The following is a 14,224-nucleotide window of genomic DNA, read 5'->3' on the forward strand; positions in this document are numbered from 1 at the left end:
CGGCATAGACGCCCAGAAGGAAGATCGTCTGGATCAGGATGACAACCGTGATCGAGCGGGCGAGATGCGGCACCGTCAGGTAGATGAAGCGGTTGACGAAACCGGCACCATCCATTTCCGCGGCTTCCTTCTGTTCGCCATCCAGCGATTGCAGTGCCGTCAGAAGGATCAGCGTGGCAAACGGCAGCCATTGCCAGGCAACGATGATGATGATYGAAAACAGCGGATACTGCCCGAACCAATCGACCGGCTGCAGCCCGAAGAACCGGCTGATATCGGCAAACACCCCATATTGCGGGTGCATGATCATGTTCTTCCANGAAAACAGCGGATACTGCCCGAACCAATCGACCGGCTGCAGCCCGAAGAACCGGCTGATATCGGCAAACACCCCATATTGCGGGTGCATGATCATGTTCTTCCAGACCAGTGCCGCAACCGGCGGCATGACGAAGAACGGCGAGATCACCAGGATGCGGACAAGCCCCTGCCCCCACATCGGCTGATCGAGCATCAGGGCGATGGCGATGCCGCCGATGACCGTGATAAAAAGCACGCCGCACACGATAAGCAGCGTGTTCCAGATGGACTGGAAAAAAGCCGGATCCGTATAAAAATACTGGTAGTTGAACAGGCCAGCGAAACTGACATTGCCGGGGTTGAGCAGGTTGTAATTCTGGAACGAGAACCACAGCGTCATCGCCAAAGGCACGATCATCCAGANGTTGAACAGGCCAGCGAAACTGACATTGCCGGGGTTGAGCAGGTTGTAATTCTGGAACGAGAACCACAGCGTCATCGCCAAAGGCACGATCATCCAGATCAGCAGAAGCCCAACGGACGGGGCCATCATCCAGCGCGCAAGCGCACGCGTGTTCTGCGTTGCCATTTCAACACCCTCCCTCTGATGCCGGTACGGACACCCGCCCCGCCGGGAGGGCAGCAATCCGGCCGCCTTGGTCGTCTTTTAAGAAAAGCCTGGCGTCATGCGCGGCGACAACAGGCCTCGCAGCGAATAACGCCAGGTTTAAGTTGGCAACCCGGATGGTAGTCCGGGCCGCCTGTCCTTGGGAAGGAACCTACTTGATGTAGCCGCCGCGTGTCATTTCGCGGGTGGTTACCTGCTGAGCCTGCGCCAGCGCATCATCAACCGTCATCTGGCCGGCCAGAGCCGCCGAGAAGAGCTGCCCAACCGTCGTGCCAAGCCCCTGGAATTCCGGGATGGCGACAAACTGAACACCAACGTAAGGCACGGGCTTCACGGATGGGTTCTTCGGGTCGGCAGCGTTGATGCTGTCGAGCGTCATCTTGGCGAATGGAGCCGCCTTCTGGTACTCGGGGTTGTTGTAAAGCGAGGTGCGCGTGCCCGGAGGAACGTTGGCCCAGCCTTCCTTGGCGGCAACGATGTCGAGATAGTGCTTGCTGGTTGCCCAGGACACGAACTTCTCGGCCGCTTCCGCCTTCTGAGTGCCTGCCGGGATGGCCAGGTTCCAGGCCCACAGCCAGTTGCCGCGCTTGCCAAGACCCGTATCGGGAGCAAGAGCGAAACCGACCTTGTCGGCAACGGTCGAGTCCTTCGGGTTGGTCACGAACGAAGCAGCCACCGTGGCATCGATCCACATGCCGCACTTGCCCTGCTGGAACAACGCCAGGTTTTCGTTGAAGCCGTTGGACGAAGCGCCTTGCGGGCCGGCATCGTTCATCAGCTTGACATACATGTCGAGCGTGTTCTTCCACTCCGGCTGATCGAACTGCGGCTTCCAGTTTTCATCGAACCAGCGTGCGCCAAAAGCGTTGGACGTCGCCGTCAGGAACGCCATGTTCTCACCCCAGCCAGCCTTGCCGCGAAGGCAGATGCCATTGATGCCGGCAGCACGGTCGGTCATCTTGCGGGCAGCATCGCCGATGAACTCCCAGGTCGGAGCATCAGGCATGGTGAGCCCCGCCTTTTCCATCAGGTCCTTGCGGTACATGACCATCGAGCTTTCGCCATAGAACGGTGCCGCATAGAGCTTGCCGTCCGCGGTCAGGCCCGAACGGATGGCCGGAAGCAAGTCATCGACATCGTAATCGGCGCCGAGATTGTCGAGCGGCAGAAGCCAGCCCTGCTTGGCCCAGATCGGGACTTCATAGGTGCCGATCGTCAGCACGTCGTACTGGCCGCCCTTGGTGGCGATATCGGTGGTGACGCGCTCGCGCAGCACGTTTTCTTCGAGCGTGACCCATTCCAGCTGAATGTCCGGATTGGCCTTGGTGAAATCGTCCGTCAGCGTCTGCATGCGGACCATGTCGCCATTGTTCACCGTGGCAATGGTGAGGGTTTCAGCCTGGGCGAAACCCGCGATGACGATTGCCGAGCATGTGCCCAGCAGGAAAGTTTTCAAGTTCATATATCTTCCTCCCAGAAGAGTTGTGAGCATTTGCCTTGCTCGTGGGCAATTACTCACACAACTACGAAAAATGTCAATCGGCATTCGTTGCTGCAGTGCAGAAACGTCCGATGGCTCACTTGATTTTGTTCAGGAAAATTTCTGTTTATTCGCTCAGTTGGCGAGCAAAAACTCAGCAGTCGACTCGTCCGTAATCAAACCGTTGATCACGCGCCCCCGGAGTGCCGCCCTGAGCGCCACGTACTTCCGTTGCCCCTTGGCAATACCGATGACGGTCGCCGAATCGCGCGACGGCAACGGCACGCTGGCGACGCGCTTGTTGATGCTGCCAGGCAAGAGCTGTCCGTCGCGGTCAAACATCCAGCCACAGATCTCGCCTGCGGCCCCTTCTTCTTCCATCAGCCGCGCCATTTCGTCCGGCGCAAGAAAACCGTCCTCGCACAGAGGCGCCTGCTGGCCGAGTTCGCCGACGCCGACAAAGGCGACATTGGCTTCCGAGCCCAGCTGCAATGCCGATTTGACCAGCGCCTGATTGTGCAACAGCGCACGCTCCTCCGGTGAAGAGACCAGAACCGGCAGCGGCATCGGAAAATGCCGCGCCTTCACCGCATCCGCCATCGAGAAGATGACGTTGTAATAGGCAGCCGATCCATCGAGGCCGATATTGCCGGTCAAGGACACGATGCGATGCTGCGGACATTCCATCGCCGGCAACTGATCAATCGCCGCCTTCAACGTTCGGCCCGTGCCGATTGCCAGAATGATCGGATCGGCCGATTTCAGCCAGCGCTCGATCTCGGCCGCCCCCGCCTCGGCAATGCCGACCGTCGTCGATGAAGAACCGGGATCACTCGGCACGATATCCACTTGCCGCAGATCGAATTTCTCCTTGAGGCGAAGCCCGAGCTCGAGGCAGGCAGCGATCGGATGATCAAGGCGGACCTTGATCAGGCGTTCGGCCATGGCCAGCGAAACGAGCCGCTGCGCCGACTGGCGCGAGATACCCATCGTGGCCGCGATTTCGTCCTGTGTGCGCCCGGCAACGTAATAGAGCCAGCCCGCACGCGCGGCGTCATCGAGCCTGTTATTGCCGTCCGGTCTACGCGCCATTGTCCGTACTCCCTGTGCGATGTGCTGACATTTTTTCCCGGCGTCTGTCAAACACAGACCTTGGCACCTTCCCTGACAGACCCTTTCAAACCCCTACGGCGCTGGGATTCCTGCTATTTTCATTTTAAAATTTTACCGTTTGATAAAAAAATAAAGCGTGTTACCGTTTCGACATCCTGAGGCACGACATTTGGGAGCAAACAATGGGAACGACTGAAACTGGAATACTGAGCGGGCGCCTGTCTCCCGTCGAATACGAGAGAAATTTTTCCGATCTGCACCCACCGCTGGATGAGCATGAAGCACTGGTCGCCTCCGACCGCTGTTATTTCTGCTACGATGCGCCGTGCATGACGGCCTGTCCCACCTCCATCGATATCCCGCTGTTCATCCGGCAGATATCGACTGGAAACCCGATCGGGTCGGCAAACACCATCTTCGACCAGAACATTCTCGGCGGCATGTGCGCCCGGGTCTGTCCCACCGAAACGCTCTGCGAGCAGGCCTGCGTGCGCAACGAGGCCGAGCACCGGCCGGTCGAGATCGGCCGACTGCAGCGTTATGCCACCGATATTGCCATGCGCGAAAACCGCCAATTCTACCAGCGCGCCGAACCGACGGGTAAATCCATTGCCGTGATCGGTGCCGGTCCGGCTGGCCTTGCCTGCGCCCACCGTCTGGCCGTCAAGGGTCATGACGTCGTCATCTACGATGCCCGCGAAAAAGCCGGCGGCCTCAACGAATACGGTATCGCCACCTACAAGGCGGTCGATGATTTCGCCCAGGCCGAGGTCGACTATGTGCTTGCCATTGGCGGCATCGAAATCCGCAACAACCAGATGCTCGGGCGCGATTTTTCGCTGAGCGACCTGCTCTCCAAGCATGATGCCGTCTTCCTCGGCCTCGGCCTTGCCGGCGTCAATGCGCTCAGGGCGGAAGGTGAAACCGCAGAAGGCGTCGAGGATGCCGTCGATTTCATCGCAGCGCTGCGGCAATCAGCAACCAAGGCCGACATCGCCATCGGCCGCCGTGTCGTCGTGCTCGGCGGCGGCATGACGGCCGTCGATGCGGCCGTACAGGCCAAGTTGCTCGGTGCTGAGGAAGTGACCATCTGTTATCGCCGCGGCAAGGAGCACATGAACGCTTCCGAATTCGAGCAGGATCTCGCCGCCGCCAAGGGTGTCACAATCCGCCACTGGCTGCAGCCCAAGCGGATCATTGCCCGCGACGGCAAGGTTGCCGGCATCGAACTCGATTATACGAGCATCACCGACGGCCGCCTGACGACCACCGGTGAAACCGGCGTCCTCACAGCCGATCATGTTCTCAAAGCCATCGGCCAGACCTTCGAGGCTGACGGCCTCGGCATCATCACCCTGCAGTCCGGCCGCATCGTCGTCGATGCTGAAGGCCGCACATCGCTCGACCGCGTCTGGGCGGGTGGCGACTGCGTTCTTGGCGGCGAAGACCTGACGGTTTCCGCCGTGGCACAAGGCCGCGACGCCGCCGAATCGATCAACCACGTGCTCGCCGCTGCTTCGCAGCCGGCCGTTGCCGTCGCGTGAAGGGGAGAATGAACAATGGCTGATCTGCGCAACAATTTCGTCGGCATCAAGTCTCCGAACCCCTTCTGGCTGGCGTCGGCACCGCCGACCGACAAGGCCTACAATGTCGAGCGCGCCTTCAAGGCGGGCTGGGGCGGCGTGGTCTGGAAGACGCTCGGTGAAGAAGGCCCACCGGTCGTCAACGTCAACGGCCCGCGCTACGGCGCGATCTGGGGCGCCGACCGCCGCCTGCTTGGATTGAACAATATCGAACTTATCACCGACCGCGACCTCTACACCAACCTGCGCGAAATGAAGCAGGTGAAGATGAACTGGCCGGATCGCGCCCTGATCGCATCGATCATGGTGCCCTGCGAGGAAAATGCCTGGAAATCGATCCTGCCGCTGGTGGAAGAGACAGGCGCTGACGGTATCGAACTCAATTTCGGCTGTCCGCACGGCATGTCGGAACGCGGCATGGGCGCTGCGGTCGGACAGGTGCCGGAATATATCGAGATGGTGGTGCGCTGGTGCAAGCAGTACACCCGCATGCCGGTCATCACAAAGCTGACGCCGAACATCACCGACGTCCGCAAGCCGGCGCGTGCGGCAAAATCCGGCGGCACCGATGCCGTGTCGCTGATCAATACGATCAACTCGATCACCTCGGTCAATCTCGACACGTTCTCACCGGAACCGTCGATTGACGGCAAGGGCAGCCATGGCGGCTATTGCGGCCCGGCGGTCAAGCCGATCGCACTCAACATGGTGGCCGAGATCGCCCGTGATCCGGAAACCTACGGCCTGCCGATTTCCGGCATCGGCGGCATCACCACATGGCGGGACGCGGCCGAATTCCTCGTTCTCGGCGCCGGTAACGTGCAGGTCTGCACTGCGGCGATGACCTACGGTTTCAAGATCGTTGAGGAAATGATCACCGGCCTCTCCGCCTGGATGGATACCAAGGGCCATCGCACCCTCGATGACATCTGCGGCCGGGCCGTGCCGAACGTCTCCGACTGGCAGTATCTCAACCTCAACTACATCGCCAAAGCCCGGATCGACCAGGATGCCTGCATCAAATGCGGCCGCTGCCACATCGCCTGCGAGGACACCTCGCACCAGGCGATCACCCAGTATGTCGATGGCAAGAGACATTTCGAGGTGATGGAAGACGAATGCGTCGGCTGCAATCTCTGCGTCAACGTCTGTCCCGTGCAGGACTGCATCACCATGGTCGGCCTTGAGCCGGGCGTGCTGGACGAACGGACTGGCAAGACCGTCGATCCGAACTACGCCAACTGGACCACCCATCCGAACAACCCGATGGCCCGTCAGGCCGCCGAATAAACCTTCTGGGCATGACGTATCAGCCGCCTCGCTGGAAATGCGAGGCGGCTGATCGCCGTTCAACCCTGACAAATACGGCGGGATTTTACGGCAGTGCCGCCAGGCACCGGATTGGACACGAAATTGCGACGCTGCGTCCACAAAAACGTGCGTTGCCCCTCACCGCGAACTCGTCAATAAGAGGATATGACGAGATGCGGCCTGGCCGCCAACACCGGATGCCTGCTTGAAGATCGCTTCCTCACGAACCCGCAAAAGGCTGCATCTGCTGACGGGCGCCTGCCTGGGCTTTTTCCTGCTGACGCATTTCTCCAACCACGCCCTCGGCCTTATTTCCATCGACACCATGGAAGACGCGCGCCGGATTTTCAACATGATTTGGCGCAGTTGGCCGGGCACGGTGCTGCTCTACGGATCCCTGCTCGTCCATTTCGTGCTTGCGCTTGAAAGCCTCTATCGCCGCCAGACTTTACGCATGCCAATGCGCGAGGCGCTGAAAATCATCTTCGGCCTTACCTTCCCTTTCCTCATCGTCAGCCATGTAGTGAGCACCCGGGTCGAGTGGATGCTTACGGGCTACGGCGACGGCTATTATCAAGTGTTACCCGCGCTCTGGTCGAGTTCTTACAACGCGACACGGCAATCGCTGGCTTTGATTCTCGCCTGGGCGCATGGGTGCCTGGGTGCCTGGTTCTGGATGCGAGGCCGCAGCTGGTATCCACGCTATTTCCTGTTTTTCTATTCCTTCGCCATCCTCGTTCCACTGCTGGCTCTCCTGGGCTTTGCCGTCAGCGCCCGGTCGCTGGAGGTGGGCCTACCATCGACAACCTGGTTTATGCCTCACCGCACCCCACCCGAAATGCTCGGACAAATCAGGACATCCATCGTTGCAGGCCTGCTCGCGATGATCGGTGGAACCTTGATCCTGCGCGCCATTCCGGTACGGGGAAAAATCCGTGTTACCTATCCCGACCGGGTCATTTCGGTGGCAAAAGGCTTCAGCGTACTGGAGGCAAGCCGCGCCGCCGGTATCCCGCATCTGTCGATCTGCGGCGGCCGCGGCCGCTGTTCGACCTGCCGGGTGCGCGTAACCGAAGGTCTGGAACGCCAGCCACCGGCCGGCGACGCCGAACGGGCAACGCTGACTCGTATCCGCGCGCCCGACAATGTGCGCCTCGCCTGCCAGCTGCGGCCGAGCCACAATCTGTCCATTTCGCCCATTCTTGGGGGCGACAATATCGGCCTCAAGGCTCAACCGACCGAGCAACAGGCAGCCGGCCGTGAACGCCATATCGCCGTCTTGTTTTGCGATCTGCGCGATTTCACGCTGCTTGCCCAAAAGCAGCTGCCCTTCGATACGGTCTTCCTGCTCAACCGCTATTTCGAGACTATCGGGGAAGCGGTAGAAGAGTCGGGCGGCGTGATCGACAAGTTCATCGGCGACGGCGCGCTGGCACTTTTCGGATTGAACAACAGCATCGAGGAGGCCTGCGCACAGGCGCTGACCGCGACCGCACGCATCGCCAAGGGAATCGATGTCCTCAACCGCAATTTCATGAGCGAACTGGACAAGCCGTTGCGCATCGCCATGGGGATGCATGCAGGCCCGGCGATTATCGGCCAGATCGGCTATGGCAAGGCCTCGTCGCTGACCGCTGTCGGCGACACGATCAATGCGGCAAGCCGCCTGGAAGGCTTTGCCAAGGAATATGATGCCCAGCTTGCCGTTTCCGCCGACCTGGTCCGATATGCCGGGCTGAACGTCAGTGACCGGGAAAGCTACAACATTTCCATCCGGGGCCGCAGGGGCACGCTTGAAACCTTGATCATCCAGAACGCAGCCGACATCGAGGCGATGATGGACGCGGAAAAGCACCAAGCCAGCCCGCCGGCCTGACGCAGGATAGCGCGGGGAGTTACTATTGCATGCACTGCGTGCATGCCTGCAATCCAATCGCGGGTGACGACAGGAGTGCAGAATACCCCTAGAATTTAATGGTACTGTTTGATTAAACTGACGTTGCGTACAACAAATACGCACAAGAGCGACGATACTATGCCAACGTATATATGGCTGCCATGCCTCCACTGATCGCCCAGAACTGGAAATCGTCACAGGGCACTCTGACTGGAACCGCCCGGGATGCAATTATTCTGGCCGGTATCGTCTTCGTCGCGGCTCTCCTCGGTATTCTGACGCGTCCGATGGGCCTGCTTGCCCTGTTGTGGCCCGCAAACGCCGTCCTGTTGGGCGTGATGGTCCGGCGCCCCGGTTTTGCTACCGCGTTTGGCTGGGCGGGAGCCATTGCCGGTTACATTGCCGCCGACATGATAACCGGCGGCACCCTGACCAAGACCCTTTGGCTTACCGGCGCCAACGTTACCGGTGTCTTTGCCGGCAGTCTGCTCTATCGTCTCGCCGGCCGTGGTCACCAGCGCCTTCGCGAGCCTCAGTCCGTCATCATCATGTTCGCGATCTGCAGCGTTGCGGCCCTCGCCAGCGGGCTTGTCGGCGGCTTTGCTGCAGGATTTTCGCTTGGGCAAACCTATTTTTCCGGATTCTGGTTCTGGCTGGTTACAGAGCTTGTGAATTTCATCGTCATTTTGCCCGTGATACTCATCGCGCCGTCGTTCCGCGAATGGCCTGCCAAGCTGGCAGCCTCCAGCCGAACGGCGCTGTCAGAGAGACGCCATGCTCTTCCCTTGGCGGCCCTTTTGCTGTCGATGCTCGCCAGCAGTTTCATCGGCGGCCCCGGAGCTTTCGCGTTTCCAGTTCCGGCCCTGCTTTGGTGCGCCACCAGTTTCTCGCTGTTTCCGATGACCCTGCTGACTATGGTCTTCAGCATCTGGGGTATGATGACCTTCAGCACGAGTGCACCAGAGGCCGTGGATCCTCTTTTGTGGATGCAATCCATCCGGCTGGGCCTTGGCATGATTGCGATGGCCCCGCTTTCGGTGGCAAGCATTACGACGACCCGAAACGGGCTGCTGCAGCGCCTTCAGGATTCTGTCGACCATGATTTCTTGACCCGCACGCTCGCCCGCGGCACCTTCATGGCACGCAGCGAAAACGCCATTTCGCAGGGCGGCAACGTCGATGGCTCGGCCGTTCTCGTTCTCGACATCGATCACTTCAAATCGGTCAATGATCAGCACGGGCATGCGGTCGGCGACAATGCGCTAATTGCCTTTTCATCCGCCGTCACTTCAACGCTGCGGAAAGACGACCTCTTCGGGCGGACCGGAGGCGAAGAGTTCTGCGTGGTGCTGCCAAGGGCCTCGGCAGCCGCCGCAAGAATGGTGGCGGAACGCATCCGGCAAGCCGTCGAGCGCCTGGAAATCGATGCCGGCGATGGAACAACGCTGTCGATCACGGTGAGTGGCGGCCTGGCCGTTTGCAGCAGCACTTCAAAATTGTCGTTCGAGGAAATGCTGACCCGAGCCGACATGGCGCTGTACCGCGCAAAAGCGGAAGGCCGCAACCGGATCGTCAGCGACGACTGCTAATTCCGGATCAGGCGCCACCGTTGCGGATTTCCAGCCCACTGACGAAGAGCTGCTCGAGGAACCGCGCAGCATCTTCGAAACGCCCTTCGCCGGAGTGCTCCTCGCCGAGCACTCCGCGCACCTGAACGTCGAAATCCGCATAATGCTGCGTGGTCGACCAGATGGCGAAGATCAGGTGATAAGGATCGCATTTGGCGATCTTGCCGGACTTGGCCCAACTGCGGATCACCTCGGCCTTCTCGTCGACAAGCGATTTCAAGGGGCCCTTCAACTCGTCCTCGATATGGGGGGCACCTTGCAGGATCTCGTTGGCGAACAACCGGCTTTCGCGCGGGAAATCCCGCGCCATCTCCAGCTTGCGGCGGATGTAACTCCGGATTTCCGTAACCGGACTCCCCTCCGCATCGAACTCGCGCAACGGGTCGAGCCAGTTGTCGAGCACCCGGTCGATCAGCGCCCGGTGCATTGCTTCCTTGGTGCGGAAATAATAGAGCAGGTTGGGTTTGGACATGCCCGCCACTTCAGCGATCTGGTCGATGGTGCTGCCGCGAAAACCGTGGGTGGCAAAGACGTCGAGCGCCGCCTCGAGAATCAGTTCTTCCTTCTCCTCCTGGATGCGGGTTCGCCGTTGCGTTCGGGCTGCCCTCGGAAGTACCATCTTTCCCCCAGTCTTCTCACCAATCGCCGCCGGCGTACGGCTTGAAAACCTCCGAAAACCGCGTGGTCCAAAAATTCGGACGGCACTGACGTTTTTTCTGTTTTTCGTCTTGAGTGCGGCAACGGAAGTTGTAATGTTTTACCAACCGGTCAAATTATCAGTCAGTTCAAACTCAAACGCAACGGCTGATCGCAGGGCAATCGAAAAAACCAGATGCCCCGATTTGACCACGGGAACGATGGGATGCGCAGCCAAATCTGCCTCCCTTAAAAAGAATGAGGAGAACCGTCATGGCTCATGCACCGGGCGAGAACATGCGCGTCAACGCCGACCGTCTGTGGGATTCCCTGATGGACATGTCCAAGATCGGCCCCGGCATTGCCGGTGGCAACAATCGCCAGACATTGACCGACGAAGATGGCGAAGGCCGTCACCTGTTTCAAAGATGGTGCGAAGACGCCGGCATGACCATGGGCGTCGACAAGATGGGCACGATGTTTGCCACCCGCCCCGGTACCGATGCCGACGCCCTTCCCGTTTATGTCGGCAGCCATCTCGATACCCAGCCAACCGGCGGCAAATATGACGGCGTGCTCGGCGTTTTGGGCGCATTGGAGGTCGTGCGTACCATGAACGATCTCGGCATCAAGACGAAGCATCCGATCGTCGTCACCAATTGGGCAAACGAGGAAGGCGCGCGCTTCGCGCCCGCCATGCTCGCTTCCGGCGTCTTTGCCGGTATCCATGAGCTGGATTACGCCTATGGCCGCAAGGATCCCGACGGCAAGTCCTACGGCGACGAATTGAAACGGATTGGATGGCAAGGCGAGGAAGAGGTTGGCGCGCGAAAAATGCACGCCTATTTCGAATATCACATCGAGCAAGGCCCGATCCTCGAGGCAGAAGAAAAGACTATCGGTGTGGTGACGCACTGTCAGGGCCTGTGGTGGCTGGAATTCACCTTGACGGGCCGCGAAGCGCATACCGGCTCGACGCCGATGAACCTGCGCGTCAATGCCGGGCTGGCGATGGCGCGGATCGTTGAAATGGTCCAGGGGGTCGCGATGGAAAACCAGCCGGGTGCCGTTGGCGGCGTTGGCCAGGTGTTCTTCTCGCCGAATTCGCGCAACGTGCTGCCGGGCAAGGTTGTGTTCACCGTCGACATCCGCTCGCCCGACAAGGCCAAGCTCGACCGCATGCGGGCGAAGATCGAGGCCGAAGCACCGAAGATCACGGAAGCGCTCGGCGTTGGTTGTTCCATCGAGGCCATCGGCCATTTCGAGCCGGTGACCTTCGATCCGGCGCTGGTGACCGCCGTACGCACCGCCGCCGAGAAACTTGGCTATAGCCACATGAACCTGATCTCCGGCGCCGGCCACGACGCCTGCTGGGCCGCCAAAGTCGCCCCCGCCACCATGGTCATGTGCCCCTGTGTCGGCGGGTTGAGCCACAACGAGGCCGAGGAGATCTCCAAGGAATGGGCTTCCGCCGGCTGCGACGTGCTGTTCCACGCGGTGGTGGAGACTGCGGGGATCGTGGGGTGAAGACCGTGGCCGTGGCCCCCTCATCCGGCCCTTCGAGCCACCTTCTCCCCGCTGAGGAGAAGAGGGTGTTTGCCGTGCTAACAATATCGCCCTTTACCTCTGCGCTTTCAGAACTATCCGTAATGCGCGGGGCCTCCACGCACTCCCTCTTCTCCCCAGCGGGGAGAAGGTGGCCCGAAGGGTCGGATGAGGGGGCCTTCCGATGAATGCCCAAAAGAACAACGACATTACCAAGCACCGCAGCGGAGCAACAGCCAAGGCTCGCCACCTGCGGCAGGAAGAGACAGAGGCCGAATACAAACTCTGGAGTGAACTGCGCAATCGCCTACTCAACGGGTACAAGTTCACACGGCAAGTGCCGCTTGGACCTTATGTTGCTGACTTCGTCTGTCGCGAAAAAAGCCTCGTGATCGAACTTGATGGCGCGCAACATTCAGGTTCGCTTTCCGATATTGTTCGAACACGCTGGCTGAACCAGAACGGCTATTCAGTTCTGCGGTTTTGGAACGACGAAATTCTTCGGGAACGGCGCGCGGTTCTCGACACCATACTCGCAGTCCTGTCCGGCGAGATTTCCGCACGCTGCGATGCGGCCCGCTTCTCGCCCGCAGGCGTCTTCGCGAACACCAAAGAGGTAACAAGATCATGACCACAGTCATCAAGAACGGCACCATCGTCACCGCCGACCTCACCTATAAGGCCGACGTCAAGATCGACGGTGGCAGGATCATCGAGATCGGGCCGAATCTCTCGGGCGACAAGACGCTGGATGCGACCGGCTGTTATGTCATGCCCGGCGGTATCGATCCGCATACCCATCTCGAAATGCCGTTCATGGGAACCTATTCCTCCGACGATTTCGAAAGCGGGACGCGCGCGGCCCTGTCCGGCGGCACGACCATGGTCGTCGATTTCGCCCTGCCCGCGCCCGGCCAGTCGCTGCTCGAAGCGCTCACCATGTGGGACAACAAGACCTCGCGGGCCAATTGCGACTTCTCCTTCCACATGGCGATCACCTGGTGGAGCGAGCAGGTCTTCAACGAGATGCAGACCATCGTTCAGGACAAGGGCATCAACTCGTTCAAGCACTTCATGGCCTACAAGGGCGCACTGATGGTGGATGACGACGAGATGTTCCACTCGTTCCAGCGTTGCGCTGAGCTCGGTGCGCTGCCGATGGTGCATGCCGAAAACGGCGATATCGTTGCGCAGATGCAGGCAAAGTTGCTGGCAGACGGTAACAATGGCCCGGAAGCCCACGCCTATTCCCGCCCCGCCGCCGTCGAAGGCGAGGCGACCAACCGCGCCATCATCATCGCCGACATGGCGGGGGCACCGCTTTATGTGGTGCACACCTCCTGCGAACAGGCGCACGAGGCCATCCGCCGCGCCCGCCAAAACGGCATGCGCGTCTACGGCGAGCCGCTGATCCAGCATCTGACATTGGACGAGAGCGAATATGCAAATCCCGACTGGGATCATGCCGCCCGCCGCGTCATGTCGCCGCCGTTCCGCAACAAGCAGCATCAGGACAGCCTCTGGGCAGGCCTCTCCGCCGGTTCCCTGCAGGTGGTCGCGACCGACCACTGCGCCTTTACGACCGAACAAAAACGTTTCGGCGTCGGTGACTTCACCAAGATCCCCAATGGCACCGGCGGGCTTGAAGACCGTATGCCGATGCTCTGGACAAACGGCGTCGCCACCGGCCGCATCACCATGAACGAGTTTGTGGCTGTGACCTCGACCAACATCGCCAAGATCCTCAACATGTACCCGAAAAAAGGTGCGATCCTCGTCGGTGCCGATGCCGATCTCGTTGTCTGGGATCCGAAACGCTCGAAGACCATCTCGGCCTCAAGCCAGCAATCGGCGATCGACTATAACGTCTTCGAGGGCAAGCAGGTGACCGGCCTGCCGCGCTACACGCTGACCGGCGGCGTGGTTGCCATCGAGGAATCGACGGTCAAGACACGCGAAGGCCAAGGCAAATTCGTCAAGCGCGAACCTTTCACCGCCGTCAACAAGGCGCTCTCTACCTGGAAGGAGATCACCGCACCGCGCAAAGTCCAGCGCACCGGCATTCCGGCCAGCGGGGTATGATGGTGAGGGCGGCGTACACGA

The 14,224-nt window shown here is 60.1% G+C and carries 11 protein-coding genes and 2 pseudogenes; 7 read left to right on the top strand and 6 right to left on the bottom strand.

What is annotated here, in order from left to right; genetic code table 11:
* From ASD36_RS31590 to ASD36_RS27285, 5 genes and pseudogenes are all read right to left on the bottom strand, one after another.
* Nucleotides 1-319 (bottom strand): ABC transporter permease subunit (locus tag ASD36_RS31590; RefSeq protein ID WP_244489874.1); only part of this gene is annotated, 319 nt, incomplete at both ends.
* Between the two features lies 1 nt (nt 320).
* Nucleotides 321-723 (bottom strand): annotated as a pseudogene (locus tag ASD36_RS31595) (sugar ABC transporter permease); the annotation flags it as partial.
* A gap of 1 nt (nt 724) precedes the next feature.
* Nucleotides 725-889, bottom strand: a pseudogene (locus ASD36_RS31600) (sugar ABC transporter permease); the annotation flags it as partial.
* 190 nt (nt 890-1,079) lie between these two features.
* Complete coding sequence (locus ASD36_RS27280) at nt 1,080-2,390, bottom strand: sugar ABC transporter substrate-binding protein (protein ID WP_037099029.1); 1,311 nt, start codon at nt 2,388-2,390, stop codon at nt 1,080-1,082.
* Nucleotides 2,391-2,543: 153 nt separating this feature from the next.
* Nucleotides 2,544-3,500, bottom strand: a complete 957-nt coding sequence (locus ASD36_RS27285; protein ID WP_060505892.1) for a sugar-binding transcriptional regulator — start codon at nt 3,498-3,500, stop codon at nt 2,544-2,546.
* 203 nt (nt 3,501-3,703) lie between these two features.
* Here ASD36_RS27285 and ASD36_RS27290 point away from each other — a divergent pair, with 203 nt between their 5' ends.
* From ASD36_RS27290 to ASD36_RS27305, 4 genes are all read left to right on the top strand, one after another.
* Entirely contained in the window at nt 3,704-5,065 is a 1,362-nt protein-coding gene (locus ASD36_RS27290) for an NAD(P)-dependent oxidoreductase (protein ID WP_037099033.1), read from the top strand.
* A gap of 15 nt (nt 5,066-5,080) precedes the next feature.
* Nucleotides 5,081-6,394 (top strand): NAD-dependent dihydropyrimidine dehydrogenase subunit PreA, encoded by a 1,314-nt coding sequence (preA, locus tag ASD36_RS27295; RefSeq protein ID WP_037099036.1) that lies wholly within the window; start codon nt 5,081-5,083, stop codon nt 6,392-6,394.
* A 226-nt stretch (nt 6,395-6,620) separates the two neighbouring features.
* Nucleotides 6,621-8,291 (top strand): adenylate/guanylate cyclase domain-containing protein, encoded by a 1,671-nt coding sequence (locus ASD36_RS27300; protein ID WP_060505893.1) that lies wholly within the window; start codon nt 6,621-6,623, stop codon nt 8,289-8,291.
* Nucleotides 8,292-8,464: 173 nt separating this feature from the next.
* The gene (locus ASD36_RS27305) at nt 8,465-9,901 is read left to right on the top strand and encodes a GGDEF domain-containing protein (RefSeq protein ID WP_060505894.1); all 1,437 of its coding nucleotides are present in this window, start codon (nt 8,465-8,467) and stop codon (nt 9,899-9,901) included.
* A 7-nt stretch (nt 9,902-9,908) separates the two neighbouring features.
* Here ASD36_RS27305 and ASD36_RS27310 read toward each other — a convergent pair whose 3' ends face one another.
* Entirely contained in the window at nt 9,909-10,559 is a 651-nt protein-coding gene (locus tag ASD36_RS27310; protein ID WP_060505895.1) for a TetR family transcriptional regulator C-terminal domain-containing protein, read from the bottom strand.
* A gap of 290 nt (nt 10,560-10,849) precedes the next feature.
* On the opposite strand from ASD36_RS27310, the gene ASD36_RS27315 reads away from it, so the two are divergent.
* The 3 genes from ASD36_RS27315 (at nt 10,850) to hydA (ending at nt 14,203) form a co-directional block, all read left to right on the top strand.
* The gene (locus tag ASD36_RS27315; protein WP_060505896.1) at nt 10,850-12,103 is read left to right on the top strand and encodes a Zn-dependent hydrolase; all 1,254 of its coding nucleotides are present in this window, start codon (nt 10,850-10,852) and stop codon (nt 12,101-12,103) included.
* A 202-nt stretch (nt 12,104-12,305) separates the two neighbouring features.
* Nucleotides 12,306-12,752, top strand: coding sequence for an endonuclease domain-containing protein (locus tag ASD36_RS30855; protein WP_060505897.1), 447 nt, complete (start codon nt 12,306-12,308; stop codon nt 12,750-12,752).
* Nucleotides 12,749-14,203 (top strand): dihydropyrimidinase, encoded by a 1,455-nt coding sequence (gene hydA, locus ASD36_RS27325; RefSeq protein ID WP_060505898.1) that lies wholly within the window; start codon nt 12,749-12,751, stop codon nt 14,201-14,203. The genes ASD36_RS30855 and hydA overlap by 4 nt, the downstream gene beginning before the upstream one ends.
* Nucleotides 14,204-14,224: the final 21 nt, after the last annotated feature.

Origin of the sequence: Rhizobium sp. Root1334, from assembly GCF_001426665.1 — a bacterium.
Taxonomy (GTDB): Bacteria; Pseudomonadota; Alphaproteobacteria; order Rhizobiales; family Rhizobiaceae; genus Pararhizobium.

What these genes read in the sequence shown, in the direction of transcription:
- ASD36_RS27280 (WP_037099029.1), bottom strand. Translation starts at nt 2,390, where the DNA reads ATGAACTTGAAAACTTTCCTGCTGGGCACATGCTCGGCAATCGTCATC.
- ASD36_RS27285 (WP_060505892.1), bottom strand. Translation starts at nt 3,500, where the DNA reads ATGGCGCGTAGACCGGACGGCAATAACAGGCTCGATGACGCCGCGCGT.
- ASD36_RS27290 (WP_037099033.1), top strand. Translation starts at nt 3,704, where the DNA reads ATGGGAACGACTGAAACTGGAATACTGAGCGGGCGCCTGTCTCCCGTC.
- preA (WP_037099036.1), top strand. Translation starts at nt 5,081, where the DNA reads ATGGCTGATCTGCGCAACAATTTCGTCGGCATCAAGTCTCCGAACCCC.
- ASD36_RS27305 (WP_060505894.1), top strand. Translation starts at nt 8,465, where the DNA reads ATGGCTGCCATGCCTCCACTGATCGCCCAGAACTGGAAATCGTCACAG.
- ASD36_RS27310 (WP_060505895.1), bottom strand. Translation starts at nt 10,559, where the DNA reads ATGGTACTTCCGAGGGCAGCCCGAACGCAACGGCGAACCCGCATCCAG.
- ASD36_RS27315 (WP_060505896.1), top strand. Translation starts at nt 10,850, where the DNA reads ATGGCTCATGCACCGGGCGAGAACATGCGCGTCAACGCCGACCGTCTG.
- ASD36_RS30855 (WP_060505897.1), top strand. Translation starts at nt 12,306, where the DNA reads ATGAATGCCCAAAAGAACAACGACATTACCAAGCACCGCAGCGGAGCA.
- hydA (WP_060505898.1), top strand. Translation starts at nt 12,749, where the DNA reads ATGACCACAGTCATCAAGAACGGCACCATCGTCACCGCCGACCTCACC.